The organism is Nitrosococcus oceani ATCC 19707 (assembly GCF_000012805.1).
GTDB classification, from domain to species: domain Bacteria; phylum Pseudomonadota; class Gammaproteobacteria; order Nitrosococcales; family Nitrosococcaceae; genus Nitrosococcus; species Nitrosococcus oceani.
Window position 1 is genome coordinate 3,422,190 of the sequence record NC_007484.1, and the last position, 26,290, is coordinate 3,448,479.

Annotated in this window: 29 protein-coding genes, 1 tRNA gene and 1 pseudogene; 17 read left to right on the top strand and 14 right to left on the bottom strand. The window is 48.0% G+C overall.

Annotated elements, in window-relative coordinates:
* The first annotated feature begins 2 nt into the window (after window positions 1-2).
* The 6 genes and pseudogenes from NOC_RS16015 to NOC_RS17115 all read left to right on the top strand — a co-directional run bounded on the left by NOC_RS16015 (window position 3) and on the right by NOC_RS17115 (window position 6,538).
* Window positions 3-374 carry a hypothetical protein gene (locus NOC_RS16015; RefSeq protein WP_011331129.1) on the top strand — a complete coding sequence of 124 codons (372 nt, stop codon included), beginning with the start codon at window positions 3-5 and terminating at the stop codon, window positions 372-374.
* A gap of 88 nt (window positions 375-462) precedes the next feature.
* Window positions 463-702, top strand: a complete 240-nt coding sequence (locus NOC_RS16020; RefSeq protein ID WP_002813505.1) for an HTH-like domain-containing protein — start codon at window positions 463-465, stop codon at window positions 700-702.
* 40 nt (window positions 703-742) lie between these two features.
* A complete protein-coding gene (gene hsdR, locus NOC_RS16025; RefSeq protein WP_002812955.1) occupies window positions 743-3,133 on the top strand; it encodes an EcoAI/FtnUII family type I restriction enzme subunit R in 2,391 nt (796 codons plus the stop codon).
* Window positions 3,134-3,198: 65 nt separating this feature from the next.
* Window positions 3,199-4,625: pseudogene (locus NOC_RS16030) on the top strand (type I restriction-modification system subunit M).
* Entirely contained in the window at window positions 4,622-6,316 is a 1,695-nt protein-coding gene (locus NOC_RS16035; RefSeq protein ID WP_002814218.1) for a restriction endonuclease subunit S, read from the top strand. The pseudogene NOC_RS16030 and the gene NOC_RS16035 overlap by 4 nt, the downstream one beginning before the upstream one ends.
* A gap of 9 nt (window positions 6,317-6,325) precedes the next feature.
* Window positions 6,326-6,538, top strand: a complete 213-nt coding sequence (locus NOC_RS17115; protein ID WP_002812217.1) for an AAA family ATPase — start codon at window positions 6,326-6,328, stop codon at window positions 6,536-6,538.
* A 329-nt stretch (window positions 6,539-6,867) separates the two neighbouring features.
* Here NOC_RS17115 and NOC_RS16045 read toward each other — a convergent pair.
* Window positions 6,868-6,944: transfer RNA gene (locus NOC_RS16045), tRNA-Pro, on the bottom strand.
* A 6-nt stretch (window positions 6,945-6,950) separates the two neighbouring features.
* Window positions 6,951-7,919, bottom strand: coding sequence for an octaprenyl diphosphate synthase (gene ispB, locus NOC_RS16050; protein ID WP_002813652.1), 969 nt, complete (start codon window positions 7,917-7,919; stop codon window positions 6,951-6,953).
* A 255-nt stretch (window positions 7,920-8,174) separates the two neighbouring features.
* Between ispB and rplU the strand changes: the two genes are divergently transcribed.
* From rplU to proB, 4 genes are all read left to right on the top strand, one after another.
* Window positions 8,175-8,489: a 50S ribosomal protein L21 gene (gene rplU / locus NOC_RS16055; RefSeq protein ID WP_002813414.1), complete on the top strand. Its 315-nt coding sequence runs from the start codon at window positions 8,175-8,177 to the stop codon at window positions 8,487-8,489.
* A 19-nt stretch (window positions 8,490-8,508) separates the two neighbouring features.
* On the top strand, window positions 8,509-8,766 hold the full coding sequence (gene rpmA / locus NOC_RS16060; RefSeq protein ID WP_002813156.1) for a 50S ribosomal protein L27: 258 nt from the start codon (window positions 8,509-8,511) through the stop codon (window positions 8,764-8,766).
* 108 nt (window positions 8,767-8,874) lie between these two features.
* A complete protein-coding gene (cgtA, locus tag NOC_RS16065; protein WP_002812728.1) occupies window positions 8,875-9,912 on the top strand; it encodes an Obg family GTPase CgtA in 1,038 nt (345 codons plus the stop codon).
* A 6-nt stretch (window positions 9,913-9,918) separates the two neighbouring features.
* On the top strand, window positions 9,919-11,046 hold the full coding sequence (proB, locus tag NOC_RS16070; RefSeq protein WP_002813187.1) for a glutamate 5-kinase: 1,128 nt from the start codon (window positions 9,919-9,921) through the stop codon (window positions 11,044-11,046).
* A gap of 10 nt (window positions 11,047-11,056) precedes the next feature.
* Here proB and rpsT read toward each other — a convergent pair whose 3' ends face one another.
* Window positions 11,057-11,320, bottom strand: coding sequence for a 30S ribosomal protein S20 (gene rpsT, locus NOC_RS16075; protein ID WP_011331131.1), 264 nt, complete (start codon window positions 11,318-11,320; stop codon window positions 11,057-11,059).
* Between the two features lie 129 nt (window positions 11,321-11,449).
* Here rpsT and murJ point away from each other — a divergent pair, with 129 nt between their 5' ends.
* A complete protein-coding gene (gene murJ / locus NOC_RS16080; protein WP_002814207.1) occupies window positions 11,450-12,988 on the top strand; it encodes a murein biosynthesis integral membrane protein MurJ in 1,539 nt (512 codons plus the stop codon).
* Window positions 12,989-13,096: 108 nt separating this feature from the next.
* On the opposite strand, the gene cyoE is transcribed toward murJ, so the two are convergent.
* Genes cyoE through NOC_RS16100 form a run of 4 tightly spaced genes read right to left on the bottom strand, consistent with a single transcriptional unit; the run spans window position 13,097 to window position 16,429 of the window.
* Window positions 13,097-13,996 (bottom strand): heme o synthase, encoded by a 900-nt coding sequence (gene cyoE / locus NOC_RS16085; RefSeq protein ID WP_002812983.1) that lies wholly within the window; start codon window positions 13,994-13,996, stop codon window positions 13,097-13,099.
* Window positions 13,993-15,021, bottom strand: a complete 1,029-nt coding sequence (locus NOC_RS16090; protein ID WP_002813349.1) for a COX15/CtaA family protein — start codon at window positions 15,019-15,021, stop codon at window positions 13,993-13,995. Before NOC_RS16090 ends, cyoE begins: the two co-directional genes overlap by 4 nt.
* 10 nt (window positions 15,022-15,031) lie before the next feature.
* Complete coding sequence (locus NOC_RS16095; protein WP_002812581.1) at window positions 15,032-15,646, bottom strand: SCO family protein; 615 nt, start codon at window positions 15,644-15,646, stop codon at window positions 15,032-15,034.
* 51 nt (window positions 15,647-15,697) lie between these two features.
* Window positions 15,698-16,429 (bottom strand): SURF1 family protein, encoded by a 732-nt coding sequence (locus NOC_RS16100; protein WP_002813990.1) that lies wholly within the window; start codon window positions 16,427-16,429, stop codon window positions 15,698-15,700.
* 212 nt (window positions 16,430-16,641) lie between these two features.
* Here NOC_RS16100 and NOC_RS16105 point away from each other — a divergent pair, with 212 nt between their 5' ends.
* Window positions 16,642-16,893 (top strand): twin transmembrane helix small protein, encoded by a 252-nt coding sequence (locus tag NOC_RS16105; protein ID WP_036497806.1) that lies wholly within the window; start codon window positions 16,642-16,644, stop codon window positions 16,891-16,893.
* An 87-nt stretch (window positions 16,894-16,980) separates the two neighbouring features.
* Here NOC_RS16105 and NOC_RS16110 read toward each other — a convergent pair whose 3' ends face one another.
* The 7 genes from NOC_RS16110 to NOC_RS16140 all read right to left on the bottom strand — a co-directional run bounded on the left by NOC_RS16110 (window position 16,981) and on the right by NOC_RS16140 (window position 22,792).
* Window positions 16,981-17,847, bottom strand: a complete 867-nt coding sequence (locus NOC_RS16110; protein WP_011331133.1) for a cytochrome c oxidase subunit 3 — start codon at window positions 17,845-17,847, stop codon at window positions 16,981-16,983.
* A 77-nt stretch (window positions 17,848-17,924) separates the two neighbouring features.
* The gene (locus NOC_RS16115) at window positions 17,925-18,557 is read right to left on the bottom strand and encodes a cytochrome c oxidase assembly protein (protein ID WP_002812366.1); all 633 of its coding nucleotides are present in this window, start codon (window positions 18,555-18,557) and stop codon (window positions 17,925-17,927) included.
* Window positions 18,558-18,667: 110 nt separating this feature from the next.
* Window positions 18,668-20,266 carry a cytochrome c oxidase subunit I gene (gene ctaD, locus NOC_RS16120; RefSeq protein WP_011331134.1) on the bottom strand — a complete coding sequence of 533 codons (1,599 nt, stop codon included), beginning with the start codon at window positions 20,264-20,266 and terminating at the stop codon, window positions 18,668-18,670.
* A gap of 149 nt (window positions 20,267-20,415) precedes the next feature.
* A complete protein-coding gene (coxB, locus tag NOC_RS16125) occupies window positions 20,416-21,261 on the bottom strand; it encodes a cytochrome c oxidase subunit II (protein ID WP_011331135.1) in 846 nt (281 codons plus the stop codon).
* A 119-nt stretch (window positions 21,262-21,380) separates the two neighbouring features.
* Window positions 21,381-21,857 (bottom strand): DUF2244 domain-containing protein, encoded by a 477-nt coding sequence (locus NOC_RS16130; protein WP_011331136.1) that lies wholly within the window; start codon window positions 21,855-21,857, stop codon window positions 21,381-21,383.
* Between the two features lie 227 nt (window positions 21,858-22,084).
* Window positions 22,085-22,426 (bottom strand): c-type cytochrome, encoded by a 342-nt coding sequence (locus tag NOC_RS16135; protein WP_011331137.1) that lies wholly within the window; start codon window positions 22,424-22,426, stop codon window positions 22,085-22,087.
* 45 nt (window positions 22,427-22,471) lie between these two features.
* Window positions 22,472-22,792 (bottom strand): c-type cytochrome, encoded by a 321-nt coding sequence (locus tag NOC_RS16140; protein WP_002813215.1) that lies wholly within the window; start codon window positions 22,790-22,792, stop codon window positions 22,472-22,474.
* Between the two features lie 327 nt (window positions 22,793-23,119).
* Between NOC_RS16140 and NOC_RS16145 the strand changes: the two genes are divergently transcribed.
* The 5 genes from NOC_RS16145 (at window position 23,120) to hisF (ending at window position 26,289) form a co-directional block, all read left to right on the top strand.
* Window positions 23,120-23,332, top strand: coding sequence for a DUF2970 domain-containing protein (locus tag NOC_RS16145; RefSeq protein ID WP_002813014.1), 213 nt, complete (start codon window positions 23,120-23,122; stop codon window positions 23,330-23,332).
* Between the two features lie 136 nt (window positions 23,333-23,468).
* On the top strand, window positions 23,469-24,062 hold the full coding sequence (hisB, locus tag NOC_RS16150; RefSeq protein ID WP_002812998.1) for an imidazoleglycerol-phosphate dehydratase HisB: 594 nt from the start codon (window positions 23,469-23,471) through the stop codon (window positions 24,060-24,062).
* A 17-nt stretch (window positions 24,063-24,079) separates the two neighbouring features.
* On the top strand, window positions 24,080-24,709 hold the full coding sequence (gene hisH / locus NOC_RS16155) for an imidazole glycerol phosphate synthase subunit HisH (protein WP_002813411.1): 630 nt from the start codon (window positions 24,080-24,082) through the stop codon (window positions 24,707-24,709).
* Between the two features lie 55 nt (window positions 24,710-24,764).
* Entirely contained in the window at window positions 24,765-25,514 is a 750-nt protein-coding gene (gene hisA / locus NOC_RS16160; protein ID WP_002813359.1) for a 1-(5-phosphoribosyl)-5-[(5-phosphoribosylamino)methylideneamino]imidazole-4-carboxamide isomerase, read from the top strand.
* A 1-nt stretch (window position 25,515) separates the two neighbouring features.
* On the top strand, window positions 25,516-26,289 hold the full coding sequence (gene hisF / locus NOC_RS16165; protein ID WP_002812418.1) for an imidazole glycerol phosphate synthase subunit HisF: 774 nt from the start codon (window positions 25,516-25,518) through the stop codon (window positions 26,287-26,289).
* Window position 26,290 lies beyond the last annotated feature (1 nt).

Genomic DNA, 26,290 nt, shown 5'->3' on the forward strand with positions numbered 1-26,290 from the left:
AGTTGTTGAAGGCTCTTTTGTTTGTTATTAATCATTCCCTTCAGGCCAAGTCTAAAATCAAGACTGCCTACGACAACGCCAAGCGGGCACTACCGGGTGGTTTGGCCAAAACCAAGGAGCAGGCAAGCAAAGAGGCCGAAGAGCTTCAGGTAAAGGTAGATCGCCTTAAAACCGAGCTGGAAACCTACAAGCGTAAAGAAGAGCTTTGGCTGCGGCGCTGGCAGCAAATCGCCTTTCATATGCGCCAGAAGGGCATACAGATGGCTAGCATTGATAGAACGCCCCCAGAGGGAGCTGAGTTGCCTTCCAATACCGAAACTGCACAGATACTTAGATCCTTTGATAAAGAGATACCGCCCTCTGGACGAATCTAAGTGCTTGGTGAGCAAAGTGATTGCGATCTGGCGAGCATCTATATAAATTAGCTAAATTATCTAAGTGTGTCGGTCATGCAGGCTAAAAATGAACGAAAACGAGATTTATGAGCGCATCAAACAGGTTTTGGCTGATGCCCCTCGCAATCAATACACCGCTGAGCTGCATCTGCAAATGATCAAATATGCCGATGAACTGAAGAACATCACCGCCAAAGAGTTCTGTGAAGGGGTTGGGCTAAGAAGCAGTTTTGGTACTGAATTTAGCAAAATGCGCAACCTTACCCAGCGCTTGAAAGCGGCAGGGTTGAAGACTGAACTAATATAGATCATCGCATTGGAATGGCGTTAAAACATGGGTAAGCACAATGAATAAAAAACAACTCACGGAGCGAGACATCTGCACCAAGTTCATCACACCTGCGCTTGAACAGTCCGGATGGGATATTGCTACTCAAATACGTGAAGAATTCCCGCTGACCAAAGGGCGAATTATCGTCCGTGGCAAACTGCATACCCGTGCTAAACACAAACGTGCCGATTACGTACTTTTCTACAAGCCCAATATTCCTATTGCTGTGATTGAAGCGAAAGACAATAACCACAGCCTGGGTGACGGTATGCAACAGGGCTTGGGTTATGCGGAGATGCTTCAGGTTCCGTTTGTTTTCAGTTCAAACGGTGACGGCTTTCTGTTTCACAACAAAATCGCCAAAGACGGCATCATTGAGCGCGAGTTAGCACTACACGAATTCCCTTCGGCAGAGACACTCTGGCAATGGTGGGCAGAGCACAAAGGGCTTGATCAACAACAAAACAAACTGGTGACGCAAGATTACTACAGTGATGGCAGTAACAAAACGCCGCGCTACTACCAGCTCTTGGCCATTAACAAAACCATCGAAGCCATTGCCAATGGCCAGAATCGCATACTACTGGTTATGGCGACGGGCACAGGAAAAACTTTTACCGCCTTCCAAATCATCTGGCGCTTGTGGCGATCCAAAGCCAAAAAGCGCATCCTGTTTTTGGCGGATCGCAATATTCTGGTCGATCAGACCATGACCAATGACTTCAAGCCCTTCGGTTCGGCCATGACCAAAATCCAGAAGCGCCAGGCTAACAAGTCATACGAAATCTATCTCTCGCTTTATCAGGCGGTTACCGGCAACGAAGAAAAGAAAAACATTTACAAACAATTCAGCCCGGATTTTTTCGACCTAATCGTCATTGATGAATGCCACAGAGGCAGTGCCGCAGCCGACTCCGCTTGGCGCGAAATCCTGGAGTATTTCTCCTCTGCCACCCAAATCGGCCTAACCGCCACACCGAAAGAAACCAAAGAAGTGTCGAATATCGACTATTTTGGCGACCCGATTTACACCTACAGCCTGCGTCAAGGCATTGATGACGGTTTTTTGGCCCCCTACAAGGTGGTGCGTATAGATCTCGACCGAGATTTAACCGGCTGGCGGCCTGACAAAGGGATGACCGATAAACACGGTAACGAGATCGAAGATCGTATCTACAACCAGAAAGACTTTGATAAAACGCTGGTACTAGAACAGCGCACTCAATTAGTCGCCAAGAAAATTACGGAATTTCTCAAGCAAACCAATCGCTTTGATAAAGCCATCGTGTTTTGCGAAAACATCGACCATGCCGAGCGTATGCGGCAGGCTTTGGTCAACGAAAATGCCGATTTGGTCGCGCAAAACAGCAAGTACATCATGCGCATAACCGGCGACAACGAAGAAGGCAAGGCCGAGCTAGACAACTTTATTTTTCCTGAGAGCAAATACCCGGTGATTGCCACGACGTCCAAGTTAATGACCACAGGCGTCGATGCGCAAACCTGCAAATTGATCGTGCTCGACCAACGCATCCAGTCCATGACGGAATTTAAGCAAATTATCGGGCGTGGCGCCCGTATCAATGAAGATTACGGCAAGTTCTACTTCACCATCATCGACTTCAAAAAAGCCACCGAACTCTTTGCTGATCCAGACTTTGATGGCGACCCGGTACAAGTGTATGAACCCTCTGGATCTGAATCCCCCGTGCCGCCAGATATACCTTTAGAGGAAGTTGCAGGCGAGGCGGATAAAGAAGGAATGACATACCCCAAACCCGGTGATGATCGCGAGTGGAGTGGCATTGCGGAGCCTGATGATGAAGGCGGCGGTGTGCGTCGCTATGTCGTGGCCAATGTACCGGTCACAGTTGCGGCTGAACGTGTACAGTATTTTGATGCTAATGGCAAGCTCATCACCGAATCACTTAAAGACTACACCCGCAAGGCGGTGGCGAAAGAATACGCCACACTCGACGATTTCCTGCGCCGCTGGAGCAGTGCCGAGAAGAAGCAGGCCATTATTAAAAAGCTGGCCGAGCACGGTGTGTTTTTTGAAGCGCTGGCCGATGAAGTGGGCGAAAAATCAGGCAAAGCCTTTGATCCTTTTGATCTGGTGTGTCATATCGCCTGGGATATGCCGCCGCTAACCCGTAAAGAGCGAGCCGAGCAGGTTAAAAAGCGCAACTACTTTACCCAGTACGGTGAGCAGGCTCGAAAGGTGTTAGAAGCTTTATTGGATAAATACGCCGATGAAGGCGTGGCGCAAATTGAAGAAACCCGAATTCTTACTATCGCGCCCTTTACCCAATTTGGCACACCGCTGGAAATCATCCGCGCCTTCGGTGGTCCGGATCAGTACCAGCAAGCCGTAAACGAACTCGAACAGGCGCTTTATAACGCCTGATAGAAAGCATTGGAGATAGCAATACCATGTCATTAACCACCCTCATCAAATCCATTCAGGACATCATGCGCAAAGACGTTGGCGTCGATGGTGACGCCCAGCGCATCAGCCAGATGGTTTGGCTTATTTTCCTGAAGATTTTTGATGACAAGGAGCAAGAATGGCAGCTCACAGTGCCCGGCTATAAATCGCCTCTGCCAAGCCGCTTCCGCTGGTCAACCTGGGCGAAAAACCCCGAGGGTATTACCGGTGAAGAGCTGATCGACTTTGTTAACAACGATCTGTTCCCTGCGCTTAAGAAGCTCGCGACCACAGCCGGTGTGTCGCCTCATGGCAAAGTGGTGGGTTCGGTATTTGAAGATGCCTACAACTACATGAAGTCGGGTACTTTATTGCGCCAGGTCATTAACACTATTGAGGAAAATGTTGATTTTAACAAATCGGGCGACCGCCATTTGTTTAACGATATTTACGAAAAAATCCTGGCTGATTTGCAGTCGGCAGGCAATGCGGGTGAATACTACACTCCTCGTGCCGTCACCCAATTTATGGTGGATATTCTTGATCCTCAGCTAGGCCAGTCCATCCTCGATCCGGCCTGTGGTACTGGGGGATTTCTCACATGCGCCATTGAGCACTTGAACAAGCAAGTTAAAAATAATGACGACCGGCAACGCCTGCAAGATTCCATTCATGGCGTAGAGAAAAAGCCCCTGCCGCACATGCTGGCCATGACCAACGTCATGCTACATGGCATTGATGTGCCCACCAATATTCGCCACGACAATACCCTAAGCCGCCCATTAAAAAATTACAGCCCGAAAGAGCGTGTCGATATCATCATTACCAACCCGCCGTTTGGCGGCATGGAAGAAGACGGTATCGAAAACAATTTCCCGCGCAAATACCAGACCAGAGAAACGGCCGATTTGTTTATGGCGCTGATCATGCACCTGCTAAAGCATGATACGGGTAAAGCAGCGGTGGTATTGCCAGATGGCTTCCTTTTTGGCGAAGGCACCAAAACCACCCTAAAGCGTGAATTGTTGGAAGAATTCAATCTGCACACCATTGTGCGCCTGCCAAAAGGTGTATTTGCCCCTTACACCAGTATTGCCACAATATTCTGTTTGTTGAAAAAGGCGGGCCTACCAAGAATGTGTGGTTCTTCGAGCATCCCTACCCCGAGGGCTACAAATCCTATTCACGCTCCAAGCCCTTAACCATTGGTGAGTTTGATCTCGAAAAAACCTGGTGGGGCAGCGCAACACGTAAAGGCCGTAAAGTCACTGAACATGCCTGGAAGGTATCGGCTAAAGAACTGGCTGAACGCAATTACAACCTTGATTGCAAAAATCCGCACGAGGTCGAACTCGAACACCAAGACCCAGCGGAGTTGATGATCGAATACCAAGCGATCGTTCGCCAGTTGGAAACCACGCAACAGGCGCTAAAAAACGAGTTAATGGCCTGCTTGGGGGCTAAGACATGACCCAAGCAGTGCATGCTTCACTGGAACAGCATTTTGATACCGCCTTTTCAGCGCCAGATGGTATCGCCAAGCTGCGCGAACTGATTTTGACCTTGGCCATGCAAGGCAAGTTGGTACCCCAAGACCCCAATGATCCACCTGCCAGCGAGTTATTAAAGGAAATCGAAGCCGAAAAGCGGCGTTTGGTAGAGGAGAAGAAAATTAAAAAGCCGAAGCTATTGCCACCTATTAAGCTAGAGGAGGTGCCCTACGAGCTGCCAGAGGGGTGGGAGTGGGTCAGGCTAGGTGAAATCGGAGTCATTAATCCTCGTAACAATGCTGAAGATTCAATAAAGGCCGGGTTTGTCCCTATGCCGATGATCCCTGAAGGTTATTCAGAAGAGCACCAATTTGAGGAGCGCACTTGGAGTGATGTTAAAAAAGGCTACACCCATCTTGCCGATAGTGATGTGGGCATGGCGAAAATCACTCCTTGTTTTGAGAATGCAAAATCATGCGTGTTTTCAGGGTTACCAAATGGGCTAGGAGCAGGTACAACGGAGCTTCACATTTTTAGAAACACTTTCAATGCGGTTCTGCCAAGATTCCTGCTGTATTACTTGAAAAACCCACATTATATTTCAAAAACAGTGCCATACATGACAGGCTCAGCTGGCCAAAAGCGAGTGCCAACACCGTATTTTACTGAGCAATTATTTCCTCTTCCTTCCTTGTCCGAACAACAGCGTATCGTCGCCCGCATCGACCAGCTAATGGCTCGTTGTGATGAGCTGGAAAAACTGCGCAAAGAGCGGGAAGAGGTGCGCCTGAAGGTTCACGCTGCGGCCATCAAGCAATTGTTGGATGCACCCGATGCCGGTTGGCCCTTTATCCAACAGCATTTTAGTGAACTCTACACAGTTAAAGAAAACGTCGCCGAACTGCGCAAAGCCATTCTACAACTCGCCGTTATAGGCCGCCTTGTACCCCAAGACTCCAACGACCCGCCTGCCTGCGAGCTGTTAAAGGAAATTGAAGCTGAAAAACAGCGGTTGGTGGATGAGAAGAAAATCAAAAAGCTAAAGCCGTTACCGCCTATTAAACCGGAGGAAGTGCCTTATCAATTGCCGCGAGGTTGGGAGTGGGTGAGGTTACAGGATGTATTAGATGTTCGAGACGGAACACATGATTCTCCAAAAGATGCTGTTGGGTCTGATACCTACCCACTCATCACCAGCAAGAACTTCTCCAATGGTCGAATTGATTTTTCTGAAGCAAGGATGATTTCTTCAGAAGATCATTTTGAAATTACAAAAAGATCAAAGGTAGACCGCCTCGACATACTTTTCTCGATGATAGGTGGCAATATTGGTAACCAAGTTATCGTTCAAGAAGATCGTGAATTTAGCATAAAAAATGTTGCTCTTTTCAAGTATTACGATAGAAACCTAACGTACCCATATTTTATAAAGAGATTTATGGAGCATATTGCAGCTGATTTGCAGCAAAAAGCCGTGGGTGGAGCACAACCTTTTGTATCTCTCGGATTTTTAAGGAATATCGTTTTCGGCCTCCCTCCGATAAACGAACAATACCACATCGTTGCCCGTATCGATGAGTTGATGGCATTGTGTGACAAGCTTGATCAGCAGATTGAAGCAGCTTCCTGCAAGCAGAGTGCCCTGCTTAACTCCGTGATGGCGCAGGTATAGGGAAGTCTTATGCGCTTAAAATCACTCTATATCGGCCAGTACAAGAACCTTCTGGATTTTTCTCTGAGCTTCGACGGCAGTAGTTTTATTGATGTGTTTGTGGGTAAAAACGGCACAGGAAAATCCAACTTATTCGAGGCGTTGATTGAAATCTTTCGTCATATTGTTGAATACGATAGAAGTAAAGCAGACCTTGGGTTTAGCCTACCGTGTGGTTTATGAAATTGAAGGTTCAGAAACGACCATAGAGTGGAGCTGGGGGGAAATTGATGGCGCTGCTCTTCGTAATCGCCCCAAAAATCGTGGGTTGAGAATTAATGAGCGAAAGCGAAAAACGGAGCGTGAAGCCGAAATCCTAACGAGAATTCCAGGCCAGAGTTAATATGACTAAAAAGAGGTTCAACTGAAGGGTTAAGAATATCCTACCCTCCAATTTCTATACTTTAATTTGGTAAATCCCGCAATTAAAAAAACCCGATAAGCTCAATTCCAGCTGGTGATGAATCTACCCGTTGACAGGTAGAGCGAAAAATAAAACAAGCAGGTTAAAGTGGTCGGGGTGACTGGATTTGAACCAGCGACTCCTGCCTCCCGAAGACAGTGCTCTACCAAGCTGAGCTACACCCCGATATATTTAGTAGGTCCGATAGGCTGCAAATTTTGCTAAATTTAACAAGGCTTCTTGATAGGGCGAAGCGGGAATGTTTTTAACCGCTTGCATGGCCTTATCGGCCTCTCGACGAGCCGCTTCCGCAGTGTACGCAATAGCCCCGCTAGATTCAATAGCCTCGATGACTTCGGCTAAATTCTCCCTACCTCCACTTTCAATAGCATTGCGGATCACCTTAACGTGCGAGGTGCTCCCCTTGCTCATGGCGTAAATAAGCGGCAGGGTAGGCTTGCCTTCCGCCAGATCGTCGCCGATATTCTTACCTAAATCCTCACTGAAAGAGCTATAATCCAGCACATCATCAGTCAACTGAAAAGCCGTTCCCAAATGCATACCGTAAGCAGCCATCAGCTTTTCCTCAGCGGAGGGCCGATGGCAGAGTACAGCGCCTAGCTGGGTAGCCGCCTCAAACAGCTTTGCGGTCTTGCTGCGGATAATCTCCAAATAACACTCTTCAGTGGTATCCGGCTCATGACAGTTGAGGAGCTGCATGACCTCGCCTTCAGCGATGGTATTGGTCGTGCGGGCCAAAATCTCCATGACCCGCATGCTATCCACCCCTACCATCATTTCGAAGGCACGAGAATAAAGGAAATCGCCAACCAGTACGCTCGCCTCGCTACCCCAGATGTTATTAGCTGTTTTTCGCCCTCGCCGCAGATCGGAAGAATCAACGACATCGTCATGGAGTAAAGTTGCGGTGTGGATAAACTCAATAATAGCGGCGATATCAATATGGTATGAGCCCTGGTAACCAAAGGCTCGTGCGCTCAATAAAACCACCATGGGGCGCAGGCGCTTACCGCCGCTGTTGATGATATAATGTCCCAGCTGGTTGATAAGCACCACGTCAGAATGCAGCCGTTGCTGGATCAAAGCATCGACGGCCTGCATATCATCAGCAACTAAATCATAGGCGGATTGTATGTCCAATGGTATCTCAAAACCAATTAATATGAGGCAAAATGAGCGAATGCTAGAAAGCGGTGCGCTCGCTGTCAAGTAATAATGCTCTCATTTATTTAAAACGGCATATAATACCACTAATTGACTTGACCACTCGAATAAGCAATTTTAAAATTACAGTAACTAAATTATTGAGCCAAGCACTTCCATCATTAAAGTGCTGAATTTTACTCCCTTTCTATCCACCGAGGGGGATAACCCAATTTTCAGGAAAGCACCACAATGTACGCAGTCATTAAAACTGGCGGAAAACAGTACCGTGTCCAAGAAGGAGACACCCTCCGGGTGGAGAAAATCAATGCCGATGAGGGTGCCACTATTACGCTTGATGAAGTGCTTTTAGTCGCTAATGAAGATAATATTCAAGTAGGTGCGCCCTATATTGAGGGTGGCAAGGTGAGTGCAACCGTTAAAACCCATGGCCGGGGCGAAAAGATTAGGATCATTAAACTCCGCCGCCGTAAGCATCATCGTAAGCGGATGGGACATCGGCAATATTTTACGGAGCTGCATATCGATAATATCTCCACAGGTTAAAGCAAGATAAGGATTATATATGGCACATAAAAAGGCAGGCGGCAGTTCCCGCAACGGGCGCGATTCTGAATCCAAACGTCTTGGAGTTAAACGATTTGGTGATCAGCAAGTATTGGCCGGGAATATTCTGGTTCGTCAGCGGGGTACTCCTTTCCTCGCGGGAATTAACGTGGGAACAGGCCGCGATCATACCTTGTACGCCAAAGCAGCGGGCAAGGTTCAGTTTGTTAGGAGAGGCCCAAAGAGCCGCACCTACGTGGACGTCGTCACAAATTAACAAAGCTTGCGCCCGCGGTGTGAAGGGCTTTGTTTTATGGAGAATCCCCGCACCCGCGGGGATTTTTCGTCCTGCTCTTTAAATTAGGCCTCACCGTTTCCGTAAACCGTGAAATTTATAGACGAAGCGATTATTAAAGTCCAGGCTGGAGCAGGAGGGCATGGTTGTCTCAGTTTTCGGCGAGAGAAATTCATTCCTTTTGGGGGGCCTGATGGAGGGGATGGCGGTAATGGCGGCAGCATTTATCTCATCGCGGATAAGAATATTAATACTTTGGTAGATTTTCGCCACCAGCATCACTTTCGCGCCCGGCGTGGCGAAAATGGACGGGGGCGCTTGCAAACGGGCAAAAGCAGTGAAGATATTTATATTCCTGTACCTCTGGGTACCGAAGCCTGGGAGGCGGAAACGGGAGAGTTACTCGGTGATCTTACCCGCCCTGGACAAACCCTGCTGGTTGCTAAGGGAGGCGCCCATGGCCTAGGTAATGCCCGCTTTAAAAGCAGCACTAATCGGGCACCTCGCAAGACCACCCAGGGCAAACCTGGAGAAGAGAGAACTTTACGCCTAGAGCTTAAATTACTTGCCGATGTGGGTTTGCTCGGTCTACCTAATGCGGGAAAGTCAACTTTTATTCGCCAAGTATCGGCTGCCACACCTAAAGTAGCCGACTACCCTTTCACTACCCTCCATCCCCATCTCGGGGTAGTCAGAATTGATTCCAACCGCAGCTTTGTGGCGGCGGATATCCCTGGTCTCATCGAGGGCGCTGCCCAAGGCGCTGGGCTGGGAGTTCGCTTTCTCAAGCACCTGAGCCGAACCCGCTTACTACTCCATTTTGTTGATGTGGCCCCTCTTGAACCCACTTTGAGCCCCGTGGATAGTGTACGCGCCATCCACAGGGAACTGCAGCAATTTAGTCCAGAACTTGCCGCGCAAGAGCAGTGGCTAGTATTTAACAAAACTGATTTAATTTCTAGCTCAGAAAGAGCAAGCCGTTGCCAAGAAATTATCCGCGAGATTTGCTGGCAAAAACCTGTCTATGAGATTTCAGCACTAACGGGAGAAGGCTGCCAGCGCCTTATCCATGCGGTGATGCAATACTTAGAAGAAGTTAGCCCGTACGAGAAAGAGGATTCTCAGTAAGGACCCATGGGCAACCATCGCAGCGATTTAAAGGCTACCCGCCGCTGGGTAGTAAAGGTTGGCAGCGCCTTACTCACCGCCAATGGCCGTGGCCTAGATACCGGCTGTATTCAGGAGCTAGCTAGCCACATAGCCCGGCTTAGAAACAAAGGATATACGATTGTGCTGGTATCCTCAGGTTCAGTAGCTGCCGGCATGGAACGGCTAGGCTGGCGGCGGCGTCCCCGCGCCTTATATGAGCTTCAAGCCGCCGCCGCGGTAGGCCAGATGGGGCTTATTCAAGCCTATGAGAGTGAATTTCAACATCATAACCAGCACACCGCACAGATACTCCTGACTCATGAGGATTTAGCTAACCGCAGCCGTTATCTTAACGCCCGTAGTACCTTGCGTACCCTTTTACGATTAGGGGTCGTACCCATCGTTAATGAAAATGATACCGTAGCTACCGAAGAAATTCGCTTCGGAGACAACGATACCCTATCAGCTCTCGTGGCTAACTTAGTAGAGGCTGAGCTTTTGGTAATCTTAACCGATCAAGAAGGTCTATTCGATGCCGACCCGCGGCACTACCCCAATGCCAGTTTTATCTCCGAAGCAGCGGCTAATAAAACCGAGCTTGATGGCATGGCCAATTCGAGGGCTGGAGCCTTGGGGCGAGGCGGCATGATTACCAAGATTAGAGCAGCGCGACGGGCCGCGCGCTCCGGCGCTATCACCGTTATCGCATCGGGTAAAGAGCCCAAAATTCTACAACGAATCGCCTCTGGCGAGACTGTTGGCACCCTGTTATGGCCTGACAGGCAGCCCCTTGCTGCCCGTAAGCAGTGGTTAGCCGGGCAATTACAAACCAAGGGACGCTTATGGCTAGACACGGGGGCAGTCAAAGTAGTCCGTGAAGCGGGACGAAGTTTGCTGCCCATTGGTGTCCTCGCCTGTGAAGGCAACTTTGCTCGCGGCGAAGTAGTCAGTTGCTTGGATTCGGATGCTCGTGAGATTGCTTGCGGCTTAGTTAACTACAATGCCGAGGAAACGCGGCGTATCCTCGGCCACTCCAGCCATCAGATTGAGCAAATATTAGGATATGTGGATGAAGAAGAGCTCATTCACCGAGATAATTTGGTGCTGCTCTAGCTATCTTCAATCATGACATTGCGCGAATCTGAGCGTTCAACCGGCTTTTATGCCGAGCCGCTTTGTTAGGATGAACCAGTCCTTTACGCGCCAAACGATCCAATATCGGAACAGCCTCTTTATAAGCCGCAGCCGCCTGCGACTTATCGCCGGATACAATAGCTTTCACAATTTTCTTCACATAAGTCCGCATCATAGAACGCTGGCCTGCATTGCGGACACGGCGTACTCCCGCTTGGCGAGCACGCTTGCGGGCTTGTGATGTATTGGCCAAAACTCCACCTCCTAAAATTTAATAATTAAAAACCGTTTATGATGCCAATTTTTATGGTGATTGTAAATATCCCTCACTAAAATAGGCATCCTTTATTCTAGAAAAATAATCTATTCTCTAAAGTTATTTATGCGCAGCACCCCCTTACTTAAATCGACTGCTGTAGTCGGCAGCGCTACTCTCCTCTCAAGAGTGCTTGGTTTTATCCGCGATGTGGTCATCGCCCAAACTTTTGGGGCAGGAGCAGCTGCGGATTCTTTTTTTGTAGCCTTTAAAATTCCCAACTTCCTGCGGCGTTTATTTGCGGAGGGGGCTTTTTCTCAAGCATTTGTGCCGGTACTCTCAGCCTATCAAGTACGTGGTGATTTCAACGAGATTCAGCAGCTCGTCAATCGGGTGGCGGGAACCTTGGGACTGGTTCTACTGCTGGTCACTCTCACTGGGGTTATAGGCGCCCCCTTCTTGGTAATGGTCTTTGCTCCAGGTTTTATAGAAGAGCAAGACAAATACGCACTCACTGTCCATCTACTGCGAATAACCTTCCCCTATTTATTATTCATTTCCTTGACGGCTTTTGCTGCCGGTATTCTCAATACCTATAAACAATTTGGCGTACCTGCCATTACGCCTATTTTCCTCAATTTAGCTCTTATTGCCGCAGCCCTGTGGTTTGCTCCCCAGATGGAAATTCCAGTGACTGCTCTTGCATGGGGGGTCTTTTTTGCCGGTTTAATACAGCTATTATTCCAATTTCCCTTTCTCGCCCGCTTAAATCTCCTGCCAAAATTCCGCCCCCGCTGGAAAGATCCTGGCGTGCAGCGGATCTTTAAGCTTATGTTACCCGCCATCGTTGGAAGTTCAGTAGCTCAAATTAATCTGCTTATCGATACCCTGCTTGCCTCATTTTTAGTCACCGGCAGTGTGTCCTGGCTTTATTATTCGGATCGGCTGGTAGAGTTTCCCCTAGGCGTTTTCGGCATTGCCTTAGCCACAGTTATCCTTCCTAGCCTTTCTGAAAAACACGCTCGAGCATCAGGCGAGTCCTTTGCCCGCACGCTCGATTGGGCCTTGCGCTGGGTTTTTCTTATTGGTGCGCCAGCCGCAATAGGGCTAGCTATACTTGCGGAACCAATCCTTACCACCTTGTTCCAATATGGCGAGTTCGAGAGCCACGATGTTATCATGGCTTCCCGTAGTCTAATTGCCTATAGCTTTGGCCTACTTCCTTTTATTTTGATTAAAATACTGGCGCCTGGATTTTATGCCCGGCAGAATACGAAAACGCCGGTGCGAATCGCTATCATCGCCATGATTGCTAACATGGTATTAAACGGAGTCCTTATCTTTCCCCTGGCTCATGCGGGGCTCGCTCTCGCTACTTCCCTTTCCGCCTGGCTTAACGCAAGCCTGCTCTTTTTCACCTTAAAACGGCAAGGAATCTATCAACCTCAACCAGGCTGGTTGTGGTTTGGCTTACGGATACTTATTGCTGGTAGTTTCATGGCCGTCACTCTGCTTTGGCTCATGCCATCGCTAACCAATTGGCTAAACTGGGAAGCAGCCGTCCGTACCGCGCACATTATGCTGCTAATAGGAACTGCCGTGCTTGTTTATTTTGGCAGCTTACTCCTCATGGGCCTTCGTCCGCGAATGCTAACGTCCGCCTGATGGGGGAAACACTACTTACCGGCATTTTAGAAAGCCAAAAAAATAAAACGAATGGGCGTGACTTAGTGGTAAAAATCACGCCCGTGGAATTAAGCTTTGTTACCGTATTTATAAAAATTTTGGTAAATAATGATCTACTAATAAAAATGCAAACAACGCTGCTAGATAGACTATAGAATAACCAAAAGTTTTCATCGCCAACTCGTTGCTGGTATTGCGATAAAGGACAATAGTAAGGTACACAAAGCGCCCCCCCAATCCTATCGCGCCTACCAAATACAGCAATCCACTCATATGGCTAACGAAAGGCAACAAACTGACCGCAAATAATAAAAAAGTATAGAGTACGATCTGCTGTTTAGTGAAATCAACACCATGGGTTACCGGCAACATGGGATATTTTGTCCGGCTATACTCTTCTCTTCGCGCTAAGGCCAAAGCCCAAAAATGGGGCGGTGTCCACACGAAAATAATCAAGAAGAGGAGAAAGGCGTGGACATGCAGCTCTCCCGTAACGGCTGCCCAACCTAGCACCGGTGGCATAGCTCCCGAAGCCCCTCCCAGCACGATATTTTGCGGTGTAGCTGGCTTGAGGAAGGCTGTGTAAATAATGCCGTAACCAATCATAGACGCCAAAGTGAGCCACGCCGTCAAGGGGTTAACCAGGAAATACAGGATTATCATTGACGATAAGCCCAACGTAATGGCAAATGCAAGGGCCTGCTCCCGGCTAAGTTTGCCAGTTGGCAAGGGGCGCCCTTGAGTCCGATTCATTACGGCATCAGCTTTTTCATCAATTAAATGGTTAATCGCCGCTGCAGAAGCAGCACCTAGGCCAATCCCAAGGGTGCCAAATAAAAATACCCGCCACGGCGCCAAATCAGGGACGGACAGGAACATACCGACAATCGCGGTAAACACAATGAGAGAAACAATACGGGGCTTGCAAAGCACGAGATATTCCCGCCAATTTGTTAAAGCCCCGCGAATTAAGGTAATCGTTGTCATAGTCTTGTAGCTCCTTGTAATGGATACCCTGTAGGATGGAGCAAATGATTCAAAGTAACGACGGCAAGTAACAATAATGCAGCTACAGCGTTATGCGCTACCGCCAGCGCTAATGGAATTCCTCCCATAGCGGTGGCAATGCCTAGCGCTGCCTGGATAAGGACTAACATAACAACTATCCACCCGACGCTGCGTAACGCGGGAGTGCCTCGGCCTAACCCTGCCCGTATACCAAGAGCACTTAGCACTATCAAAACCACTACGGCGCCAATCCGATGGATAACATGAATAGCCACTGCTGCCTCCGGCGCTAACCGTCCACCTTCATAATTTTCCCCTAGCGGCTGCCAAAATGTGAAAGCCTCACGAAAATCCATGGTTGGCCACCACTGCCCTTGGCAGGTGGGAAAATCCGAACAATAGAAGCCCGCATAATTGGTGCTTGTCCAACCTCCAAGGATGATTTGCAGTACTAGCAGAAATAAGCCTATTAATGCCAAAAGCTTAAAAGCTGGTGAATACCAGATTTTCTCCATAGGGCGTCGTGCCTGTCGCTGCCGCAATGCTAGCCACCAAACCAAGGCTAGAACCGCCATTCCTCCTAGAAGATGTAACGTCACAATAGCCGGCTGCACCAAGAGAGTAACGGTCCACATCCCCAACGCAGCTTGCAACCCCACTAATCCAAGTAAAAATAAGGGCAGAGCCACTTTCTGAGTGGGATCAGAACGGTTACGCCAGGCGGCAATAGCAAGCCCTAAAATCAATAATCCCAAGATACCCGCGAGGTAGCGATGGATCATTTCTTTCCAGGCTTTAGCTGTCTCCACCGGGCGATCCGGATAGAGGCGATTAGCATGATCAACCTGCTGCTCAGTGGTAGGTGCTAATAGCTTTTGGTAACAACCTGGCCAATCCGGGCAGCTTAATCCAGCATCAGAAAGGCGCACATAAGCGCCTACCACCACAACGACCAGGGCTAATAGGCTAGCTGCTAAAGCAAAAACATAAAACCGGCGACTCATAATTTATATATCACCCTATTTGAGAAACAAACAATAGCCGTTTAAGATCCTTAAGCATATGCTCGGGAGTTTCTTCAGGTGGATAGCTAATCACTAAATTACCGATAGGGTCGATGATGTATACCCGCTGCGCCATTAAGGGATCGGGAACATCCGGTAATACAAACTGGTTTACGAATCCTTCCTCGCCTTTTTCTTCAGAAGCCACAATGAGATCAGGGTGTTGTTCCTGGAGCCAGCCTGATTCATCAAGAAAACTCAGATCATTGGTAACCCACAGACGTTGAATCCGGTGCATATCCTTGCCTGTAGCCAAACGAATCTGGCGTGTTTCATAAAGATTCTGGCGACAAATCTCATTGCACTCCGCCGGCCCAAGAACCACTAGCGTCCATTTCTCCCTAAGTTCTTCAATAGCAAGTTTCTTGCTTTCTAAGGTCTCAAGAGTTGCCTCACCAAGGGGCCTTGCTGGGATAATAAGTTCGCCGTAATTACGAGTTGCAAACGTCTCTCCCTTCTCTGATCCTTGCAACAGCCACCAGGCTCCTATTATGGGGAGAGCGCATATAACAAAAATAGCCAGGATAATCCCTTTGTTAGCTGCTTCTAAATTTCTATTACCCACCGCTTTATTCTATCCTCTAAACCTCTACTATACCGTTCACTGTCATTAAAATTAGAAATTACGCCGATATAAAATAACAGATATAATTAGACCAATCAGCGCCAGAGCAAACCACTGAACCGCATAAGCAATATGCTGCTGCACGCTGGTTGGAGGTTCGGGCCATTGACGAACAAATCCATAGGACTCTTCGGGAGCCAGTTGGAGAATAAGCGGCTGCAAAAAATAACCTAATTGGGATTGCAGTTGCTCTATGCTCACATATTGAACTAGCTTAGGCCAACCGCTCGATTCTCTACTTTCCTCCCCCCCCAGGAAAAAAGGCGCCTGATAGGGTTGCCGCAAAACACCATGGGCGCTAACCCGTAGATCAGGGGACTCTATCCGTGGAAGCTCCTGCCGATCTAGCTCCATCGGAAGCCAACCAAAGTTAACAAGTATCCCGCTTCCATCTCCATCGTTAAACCGTAGTGGTATCAGCACGTGATAACCTGCCCGACCCTTATGGATTTGATTATCTAAAAATATAATATGCTCATTATCAAACCAGCCTTGTGCAATTCCCCGGCGATATTCACTATCCGGCAATTGTAATCTTTCCTCTCCCACCCGAAGAGAATCACTAATACTCCGCTCTTTAAGAACGGTCTCTATAGTGTGTTTTTCGCTTGCTCGCTGCAATTGCCATAGACCTAATGAGGCCAAAATAATAATCAAGAGTAGAAAAGCTACCGTAAAACGTAGTTTGGGCCAGGAGACTTTATTATTAAACTGAAATAGCACGTTTGGGTCGTTAATTAATGAAGGTTAAACTATGATTTATTACGACGCTGTTAGAAATTTAGACCCAAAATCTAAATTTCTAACAGCGGGTAAGCAAATATCGGCTATACCGATCTCTTAAAAAAAAATCTGCCTTTCGGCACCGGGAAAAGCCATAATCCCCCGCTGGAATGGGTCTAATTCCAGGATTTTTTAATCTAATGGAGTGCACCATGATATTTAAATTGCTCATCATCGCTTTTTTTATTTTTGTCCTCTATACCCTAGGAACCGCACTCTTTGCCCTAGCGCGAAGCAGCGGCCATTCGGATGTGCGAATGGTCAAGGCACTCACCTACCGTGTTGCTCTTTCATTAGGATTATTTGTCCTCCTGATGCTTGGCTATGCGACAGGAATTATTACTCCGAATACAGCGGCGCCTCCTCCCGCTAAAACAGAAATACAGACGCCTCCTCAACGGTGAATAGGACATGGTTTATTACCTAGCTAGAAAGCCTAGCTAGGTAATAAACAAATCAGAACAAGCTCACATTTACCGAGCAAGCAACTCCTACAACCAGTAAACAAATATGAAAAGGCCAAGCCATACCACATCAACAAAATGCCAGTACCAAGCAACGCCTTCAAAAGCAAAATGATGTTTAGGTGTAAAATGACCCGCTAAACTGCGGAAAAGAACAACAAGCAGCATGATAGAGCCAACGGTCACATGGAAACCATGAAAACCAGTTAGCATGTAAAATAATGAACCATAAATTCCAGAACTAAACCTCAAATTCAGCTCATCCATCGCATGACCGTATTCATAAATCTGCAGTCCAACGAAGGTGAAGCCCAAAGCAACGGTAAGAAATAATCCAATGATTAGTTGCTGCCGATTATCTTTCTTAAGCCCCCAATGGGCCCAAGTAACTGTGACGCCACTGGTAAGCAGAATCAGGGTATTAATCGCTGGAATGCCCCAGGCCGCCATGGTCTCGAATTCGCCGCCAACGCTTTGGGGCCCATTGGTCGGCCAAACTTCGGTAAACTCTGGCCATAGGAAAGTATGAGCAACACCTTTAGCCCCTTCCCCTAAAAGCCAGGGTAGCGTTAAATCACGAGTGTAATAAAGCGCACCAAAGAAAGCAGCAAAGAAAAATATCTCCGAGATAATAAACCAGATCATGCCCCAACGGAAGGAGCGATCGACCTGCTCGTTATAAAGACCGGCTTCGCTCTCGCGGATAACCTCCCTGAACCAGCCGTACATCATGAAAAACAAAACCCCTATAGCAGCGATCAGGAGATATTTACCTATTTCAACTCCATTAAGATAGGCAGTGAAACTTGCCGCCATGCTAAAAAGCGCGAATGAAGCAATTAGCGGCCAGTAACTAGGTTGAGGTTGGTAATACTCCCCATGTGCATGAGCCATAAGATACATCCTCCCGCATTATTTTAATCGTAGTAATACTGTTGTTGTCGTCGTTTAAACTAATAATATTTAATTCGCTACCCAGAAGGTGTTGCTATCTGGGTGCTCGCCCTATCGCTCACATCAAAGAACGTGTAGGACAAGGTCATCTCAGAATAGTTTTGTGGCAACTTAGGATCGACAAAAAAGACTACCGGCATTTCCCGCGTCTCACCTGCCTGAAGCGTTTGTTCAGTGAAACAGAAACATTCGGTCTTGTGTAAATGCTTGGCCGCCAGCCCCGGACTCACGCTGGGTATCGCCTGACCAATAACGGAATGATCATTCAGATTACTTGCATAATAGGTAACCTTGGCTACCTCGCCGGGATGAACGCGAATTTCCTGCACTTCCGGTTTAAACTCCCAGGAAAGCTGACTATTCACGCTTGCCAGAAATTGAACAGTAATTGTTCGGCTGGTATCTATAGCTCCTGCTTCTGAAACCGACACTGCTACGTTTTCTGGCTTGCCATTTAGGCCCGCAATTTCGCAAATTACATCGTAGAGAGGCACCATGGCATAACCAAACCCGAACATCGCTACCACCATTAGGGCCAATTTTGCTACTAACCTGTGATTAGTAGCCTCTCTTTCAGTCGTATTCATCTTATCGCATTCAGATATATGAATAATATATAAATAGCCAATGCTATACCCGCAATCAACCATGCCATACGCCGGGCTTTCGCCCGGCGACGGTCGTTATCAGAGGGGTTAGATCCAAGTCGATCAGTCATAGCTTAAAAAAGTCCTTGAAGCACCACCGCCTCTTATAATAATTAATGGGGATTATTCTCCGCCGTGACTTGGGGTGGAGTTGTGAAACTATGGTAAGGGGGCGGAGAGCTAAGTGTCCACTCTAAACCCTTTGCGCCTTCCCATACCTGGTCGGTAGCTTTTTCCACACCTGCGCCACCACGAATAGCCTTAATAATCACATATACAAAGATCAACTGAGAGAAACCGAAAATGAAAGCACCTATGGTGGAAATCGCATTGAATTCAGCGAACTGAATGGCGTAGTCAGGAATTCGCCGCGGCATGCCCGCCAAGCCAAGGAAATTCTGCGGAAAGAAAACGATATTCATTGAAATTACGGACAGCCAGAAATGCCATTTCCCTAGACGCGCGTCATACCAATTACCAGTCCATTTAGGTAGCCAGTAGTAAACAGCAGCATAGGTACCAAATAGCGTCACCGGCAGAAATACATAGTGGAAGTGGGAAACAATAAAATAGGTATCATGGTACTGAAAATCCGCCGCGGCTACGCCCATCATAAGGCCAGTCAGGCCGCCAATAGTAAATAAAGCGATGAAGGCCATAGACCACAGCATGGGCAACTCAAAAGTCATGGAACCCCGCCACATGGTGGTAAGCCAATTAAAAATTTTGATCCCAGTGGGAACGGAAATCAGGACGGTTGCATACATAAAGTACAACTCTCCTGAAAGCGGCATGCCGACGGTAAACATGTGATGCGCCCACACGATGAAGGAGAGGAAGGCAATCGAAGCTAAAGCGTAGACCATGGAGTGATAGCCAAATATTGGCTTACGGGCAAAAGTCGGAATAATATCCGATATCACCCCGAAAATAGGTAAAACCATAATATAGACTTCGGGATGGCCAAAAAACCAGAAAATGTGCTGGTACATCACCGGGTCACCGCCGCCAGCCGCATTAAAGAAACTGGTGCCAAAATGACGGTCGGTAAGCTCCATGGTCACGGCGCCCGCAAGTACCGGAGCCACCGCAACCAGCAAAAAGGCAGTGATCAACCATCCCCAGACGAACATAGGCATTTTCATCAGACCCATGCCAGGTGCTCGCATGTTTAGGACGGTAACAATAATATTGATCGACGCCAATATGGAAGAAAGTCCCAGAAGATGGACAGAAAAGATGGTCATATCAATGCCAACCCCGCCCTGGATAAACAAGGGTGGGTACATGGTCCATCCCCCAGCCGCTGCTCCGCCCGGCACCAGCAAACTGCTAAGAAGCAAAAGCATGGCAAAGGGTAAGAGCCAGAAGCTCCAGTTATTTAACCGCGGCAAAGCCATATCAGGCGCGCCAATCATAAGCGGTATTTGCCAGTTAGCTAAACCCGCTAGAACGGGCATCATCGCGCCAAAGATCATGACTAACCCATGCAGGGTCACCAACTCATTAAATCTTTGGGGATCTAGAATTTGTAATCCAGGCGCAAAAAGTTCGGTACGGAATGTCAGCGCCATCGCGCCGCCAACAAAAAACATAGTAAGGCTAAAAAACAGGTATAAGGTACCAATATCCTTATGGTTGGTGGTTGTCAACCAGCGCATGATGCCGGTAGGGTGATGCGCGTGATCACCGTGTGCTGCTACTGTGCTCATGGATTTCTCCTACGAAATTAACCTATGATTTAAAAACAACTCTCTAGCACTTGATTTCTCCTCGCCGACTTCCTTCTCCAGATAGACACCATCAATAGGATGAGAAAACTAGCTTGGAGCCTCCCTTTAGAACATAAAAGTGCTTTTGGCTAGTGTGCCTCTGCTTGAGCCGATTGAATGACGGCATTCGCCCCCTCCCCGGACTGTGCGGCTTTGCTTTCAGCCATCCATTTATCAAATTCTTCCGGAGTTTTGGCTTCCACAACGATAGGCATATAGCCATGCCCCCGGCCGCAAAGCTCTGCACATTGTCCCCGGTAAATACCGGGTTCTTGTATAACCGCCCATGCCTCGTTAATAAAGCCTGGAATCGCATCTTGCTTGAAACCAAAGGCAGGCACCCAGAAAGCATGATTGACATCATCGGCGGTAATAACGAAACGCACTTTCTTATCGGTTGGGAGCACCAATGGATTATCCACCTCAAGCAAATAATGCTCACCTTTGGGGGCTTTATTTACTATCTGATCAAAAGGAGTAGACAGGCTGCTCGTGAAACCAAAGTCATGGTCCACATACTCATAGTGCCACCGCCATTGATAACCCGTCACCTTTATTGTGAGGTCAGAAGCAGAGCTATCGTAGATGCGAACCATGGCGGAAGTAGCAGGTACCGCGACAGCAATGAGGATTAAAAGTGGAATAACCGTCCATGTTACTTCGAGAGTAAGGTTCTCGTGGAACTGACTGGCTACCGCGCCCTTGGATTTACGGTGATGGTAAATAGACCACGCCATGATGCCGTACACCAAAATACCGACACCCACGCAAATCCAGAAAATAAGCATGTGAAGATCGTATATCTCCTCTGAGGTAGGGGTAACTCCCCTCGTCAAATTCAAACCTAGCTCGGCACAGGCATTCCCACTCACTAGGAATAAACCAGTACCTCCTATAATTGTTGCGAATAAGCTTTGTCTATTAAATACGCCCATCCATCTCCCCTCCGGCTATCAAATTAATGTCATTGTATTAAACGACGGCGTAATAAAGTATATATAACATACATCTTTTCTATGTGCCAGCATGGCAATTGATTTATATTCATCATCATTTAGGCGCCACAAACCGCCTGCAACTCCTTGGCTAAACGGAGACGCTCCTCCTCGCTCAGGAAAACGCCAATTTCTACTTCGTGCCCGTGAGAACCTATTATTAAGCGGCTCATATGCCACGCATAGGGTGGAAGCTCAATTCTAACCCGAGCCCAATAGCGATGAAACTTCCATGTTTCACCCGTCGTTTCGCGGCCACGAAAAATTTCAATCTCCTCCTGACCGATGGTAATGATTTCACAGTGTTGAGCACGGCGCGCAGACAGATAAAATGCGATTCCCAAAATGAGCAGTTCTAGCCCAGCAAACGGAAAAATCAACCATAGACCTAAAAGACTAAACCCTCCGGCTATTATGACGAGAACTAGTGTCATAGCAAAAAAAACTGCCTTCATTCCTCTCCAGCTCAAAGAGCTATTGGGTCGAAGGATAAACCGAAGCGTATCTTCCGAAGGTCCATACCGCTTGCAAACCATGCTGCACCTTTTAAATCCACTAAATTCTGTAGGCTACGCGTGTAAAAACGACGCCGAACCGAACCCTTAGAGCGTCTTAAAAGCCCAAGAGCGAGCCCTAATTTCTTTATTAAACTCTAAAATTTTTAAAGGTATTTAAGAATTATGGGTAAAGCAGCCGCTTTGTAGGAAAGATTAATCCCCCCTCTCTAAATTAGATCTTTCAAGAGCATGATGGCTCTCTAGTTCTATCTTCCTGTCTTCCAAGGTAAGGTAAGACCTGTTTGGCTAGCATAATAGGCAGCCAAATCCTCTTTATCTTGTTCGGAAAGCGAGGCGGCCATCGGCTGCATAACAGGATCCGTTCTATCGCCAACCTGATAAGCAGTCAAGGCGTGGACCAGATAACCAGCATATTGCCCTGCCAACTTAGGAAATTGTGGCGCGGGACTATTGCCGTCCGGTCCATGGCAAGCAGCACAAGCTTGAGATTTTTGCTTTCCCGCTGCTGGATCACCTGCTGCTAGAACGGAACCAGAAACGAGAACCGCAAATACCGGAGCAAGTAAAAATAACCACCATCTCAGCATCGAAAATCCTCCTCGATCATAATTTATTAGCTTAATTCACTATTTTTATTGAGCGGAAAGAAAAGCGGCTATATCAGCCATATCCTGCTCGCTCAAGCTATCTGCGGAATTTTGCATGGGGGGATGGTTCCTGGCACCGGATTTATAGGCTTTGAGGGCAGAAACAAGATACGCTGCATGTTGTCCGCCTAATTTTGGCACCGGATAGGCCGGATAGGCATTGCGCCAACCAGAAATACCATGGCAACCCGCGCAGAGTTCCGCTTTCTTCCGACCCGCTTCGGGGTCACCTTCCGCATGCACGGTTAAACTAGCCAGCAAAAACACGCTGGCGCCCATAGAAATAAAAAAATTTTTCTTACCCATTTTTTATGATTACTCCCGATTACTCCCTAAGTGGAAATGGTAAGTACTAATTTATCGACTCTCTTAGTATTTATCCCCTAGTGCTCAAATATCCTCCGTCAATTGCCAGGGAACTAGCGCTGACAAACCGTTATTATGTGATTAGCAATCAGAATAGCTCATCTGGTTAACCTATATTTTATATATCTCTTAATAGCTACAACGCAAGAGTACAGATTAATTTTGATCAATAGAGTAGAATTTTTTGGTGCCAGACTGGACAGCACGGTATATTAAGTTGGGATATAACCATACACGCAACCTACTTAACAGGCAATAACGTAAATAATGCAAGACAAAAATACCCGCTCAAGCTTTCTCGGTATATTTAAGAGCATCTTTACCGCACTCATTGGGCTCCAGAGCAGCCGCATGCATGAACGTAACGTTACTCAGGGCCAGCCAACCCTCTATATTTTTACCAGTATCGTAGTGCTTGCCTTTATTATCTTGGCTTTAGTAGGGCTAGTCCAATTAATTCTGCGCTTAACCGGCGCTTAGGACTCTATTTTAGAACGCTAGTGGCCACGATTAATGCCTTGCAGACAGGCAGAGAGGAATAAATTCAGGTAATATCTGCCATTCTGCCTTAAAGAAGCACTCAACAGCCTTGCAGACATTTAGATCGCAAAAAGTTATGTCGAATTATACCGCTACCGTCTACCGCGAAACGTTAGAAACCCGCGTCGAAGTTGATCTCAATCTAAGCGGAGAAGGGCATTTTACCGCCGAAACAGGCTTACCTTTTCTTGAGCACATGCTTGCTCAAGTAGCCCGGCATGGATTACTCGATCTCACGGTAAAAGCATCCGGCGATTTGCATATCGATGCTCACCATACCGTTGAAGATATTGGCATTACCCTGGGGCAAGCCTTACAACAAGCCTTGGGCGATAAAACGGGGCTTCAACGCTATGGTTATGCCTATGTCCCCTTGGATGAAGCGCTTTCCAGAGTGGTGCTAGATCTTTCCGGAAGACCTAGCCTGCACTATCGGGTGAACTATCCCCGGGCCCGTATTGGTGATTTTGATGTCGATCTTTTCCAAGAGTTTTTTCAAGGCCTGGTCAACCACGCCGCCATGACTTTGCATATTGATAACCTGCATGGGCGTAATGCCCATCATATCGCCGAGACCATATTCAAAGCTTTTGGCCGCGCCTTACGGGTTGCCGTGGAGTACGATCCACGCCGAAAAGGGCAACTAGCTTCTACCAAGGGAATGTTATAACTTTAGGACTTAAACTCATGTCCAGCGTAGCGGTGATTGATTACGGGATGGGCAACCTCCGCTCAGTATCTAAAGCATTAGAACAAGTGGCGGGTAAAGTTCGAATAGATGTCACCAGTAATCCCCAGCGGATTCGCGCAGCTGACCGGGTAGTTTTTCCCGGCGTAGGCGCTATTCGTGATTGTATGCATGAACTACGGCGCCTAAATCTGGATATCGTAGTGGCCCAATGCGCTGCTGATCGGCCCTTTTTAGGTATTTGCCTGGGTCTGCAAGCCTTGCTTGAACTTAGCGAAGAAAATCACGGCGTTCCCTGCCTTGGTATACTGCCAGGCCGGGTACAGCGCTTTGATGCCGTCAAAGCAGACTTGAAGGTACCCCACATGGGATGGAACCAAGCCCACCAAGTCCGCGCGCACCCCCTATGGAACGCCATTCCCCAGAACTGTCGTTTCTATTTCGTCCATAGCTACTATACAGTACCCGATGAAACATCCCTAGTTGCTAGTCGCACGGATTATTCCACTTCTTTTGCCTCGGCGTTAGCACGAGACAATATTTTTGCAGTCCAATTCCACCCCGAAAAGAGCCACACATTTGGACTACAATTACTCGCCAACTTCCTCACCTGGAATGGAGTGAGTTAAAGCGCTACTAACTGCAATTCGCACCCTATGGCTTGTAAACTGGAAGGAAATCACCATGCTATTAATACCTGCCATTGATCTCAAGGGGGGAAAATGCGTTCGCCTGCGTCAAGGGCGCATGGAAGACGATACCGTATTTTCTGATGATCCAGTCGCCGTGGCCTTACATTGGGCAGAAGCCGGTGCAAAACGGCTTCACTTAGTTGACCTAGACGGAGCGTTCGCGGGACAACCGGTTAATGCTGATATCATTTATCATATTGCCCAAGCATTACCTGATATGGATATTCAGGTAGGAGGAGGCATTCGCGATAGCGATACTATCCAGACCTACTTGGATGCGGGAGTTCGCTATGCCATCATCGGCACCAAGGCCATCAATGCGCCCCATTTCGTCGCTGATGCTTGTTTGGAGTTTCCAGGCCATATTCTCCTTGGCCTGGATGCACGAGAGGGCAAAATTGCGATTAACGGGTGGTCCAAACTCTCCCGGCATAATTTAATCGATATTGCTCAACGCTTTGAAAAAGATGGAGTTGAGGCCATTATTTACACTGATATTCAGCGCGATGGCATGATGAAGGGAGTCAACATTGAGGCCACTAGCGAGCTGGCCAAAGCGATTAATATTCCTGTCATTGCTTCGGGCGGTGTTTCCTCGCTAACAGAGATAGAAGCTCTATGCCAACATGAACAAGATGGCATTGGAGGAGCGATCATTGGCCGGGCTCTCTATGAGGAGAAAATCCAGCTTGCTGAAGCCCTCGCCATAGCCAAACGCCTCTCTGGGGAGTCAACAGCGTAACATGAGTCTAGCCAAACGCATCATTCCTTGCCTTGACGTGGCCAATGGCCGGGTAGTGAAGGGAGTTCGTTTCGTCAATATCCGTGATGCGGGCGATCCGGTAGAGATCGCCCGCCGTTATGATGAGCAGGGCGCGGATGAAATTACTTTTCTAGATATTACCGCCAGCAGCGATAACCGGGACACGATGGTGCATGTGGTTGAGGAGGTTGCTGCCCAAGTATTTATCCCGCTTACTGTAGGCGGGGGTATCCGGTATCTTGAAGATATCCGGCGCCTACTAATCGCTGGTGCCGATAAAGTGGGCATAAATACAGCTGCCGTCCAACGACCCGAATTAGTCCGCGAGGCAGCGGAACGCTTTGGCTCCCAGTGTATTGTGGTTGCCATTGATGCTAAACAGGTTTCTTCTGCTGATGAGCCGCCGCAATGGGAAGTCTTTACTCATGGCGGCCGTAAAGAAACGGGACTGGATGCGGTAGCCTGGGCTCGTCAGATGGTTGAGTTTGGAGCTGGAGAGATTCTACTGACTAGCATGGACCGGGACGGGACCCGAGAAGGCTTTGACCTTCCACTCACCCGTACCATCAGCGAAGCCATCCCAGTACCGGTGATCGCCTCGGGCGGGGTAGGTACCCTGGAGCATCTCGTGGCAGGGATTTTAGAAGGGAAAGCAGACGCAGTTCTAGCTGCTAGCATCTTTCACTTCGGAGAATATACTATTGCGGAAGCCAAGGAGCATTTATCCGCTCATGGCATTGAAATGAGGCAATAAC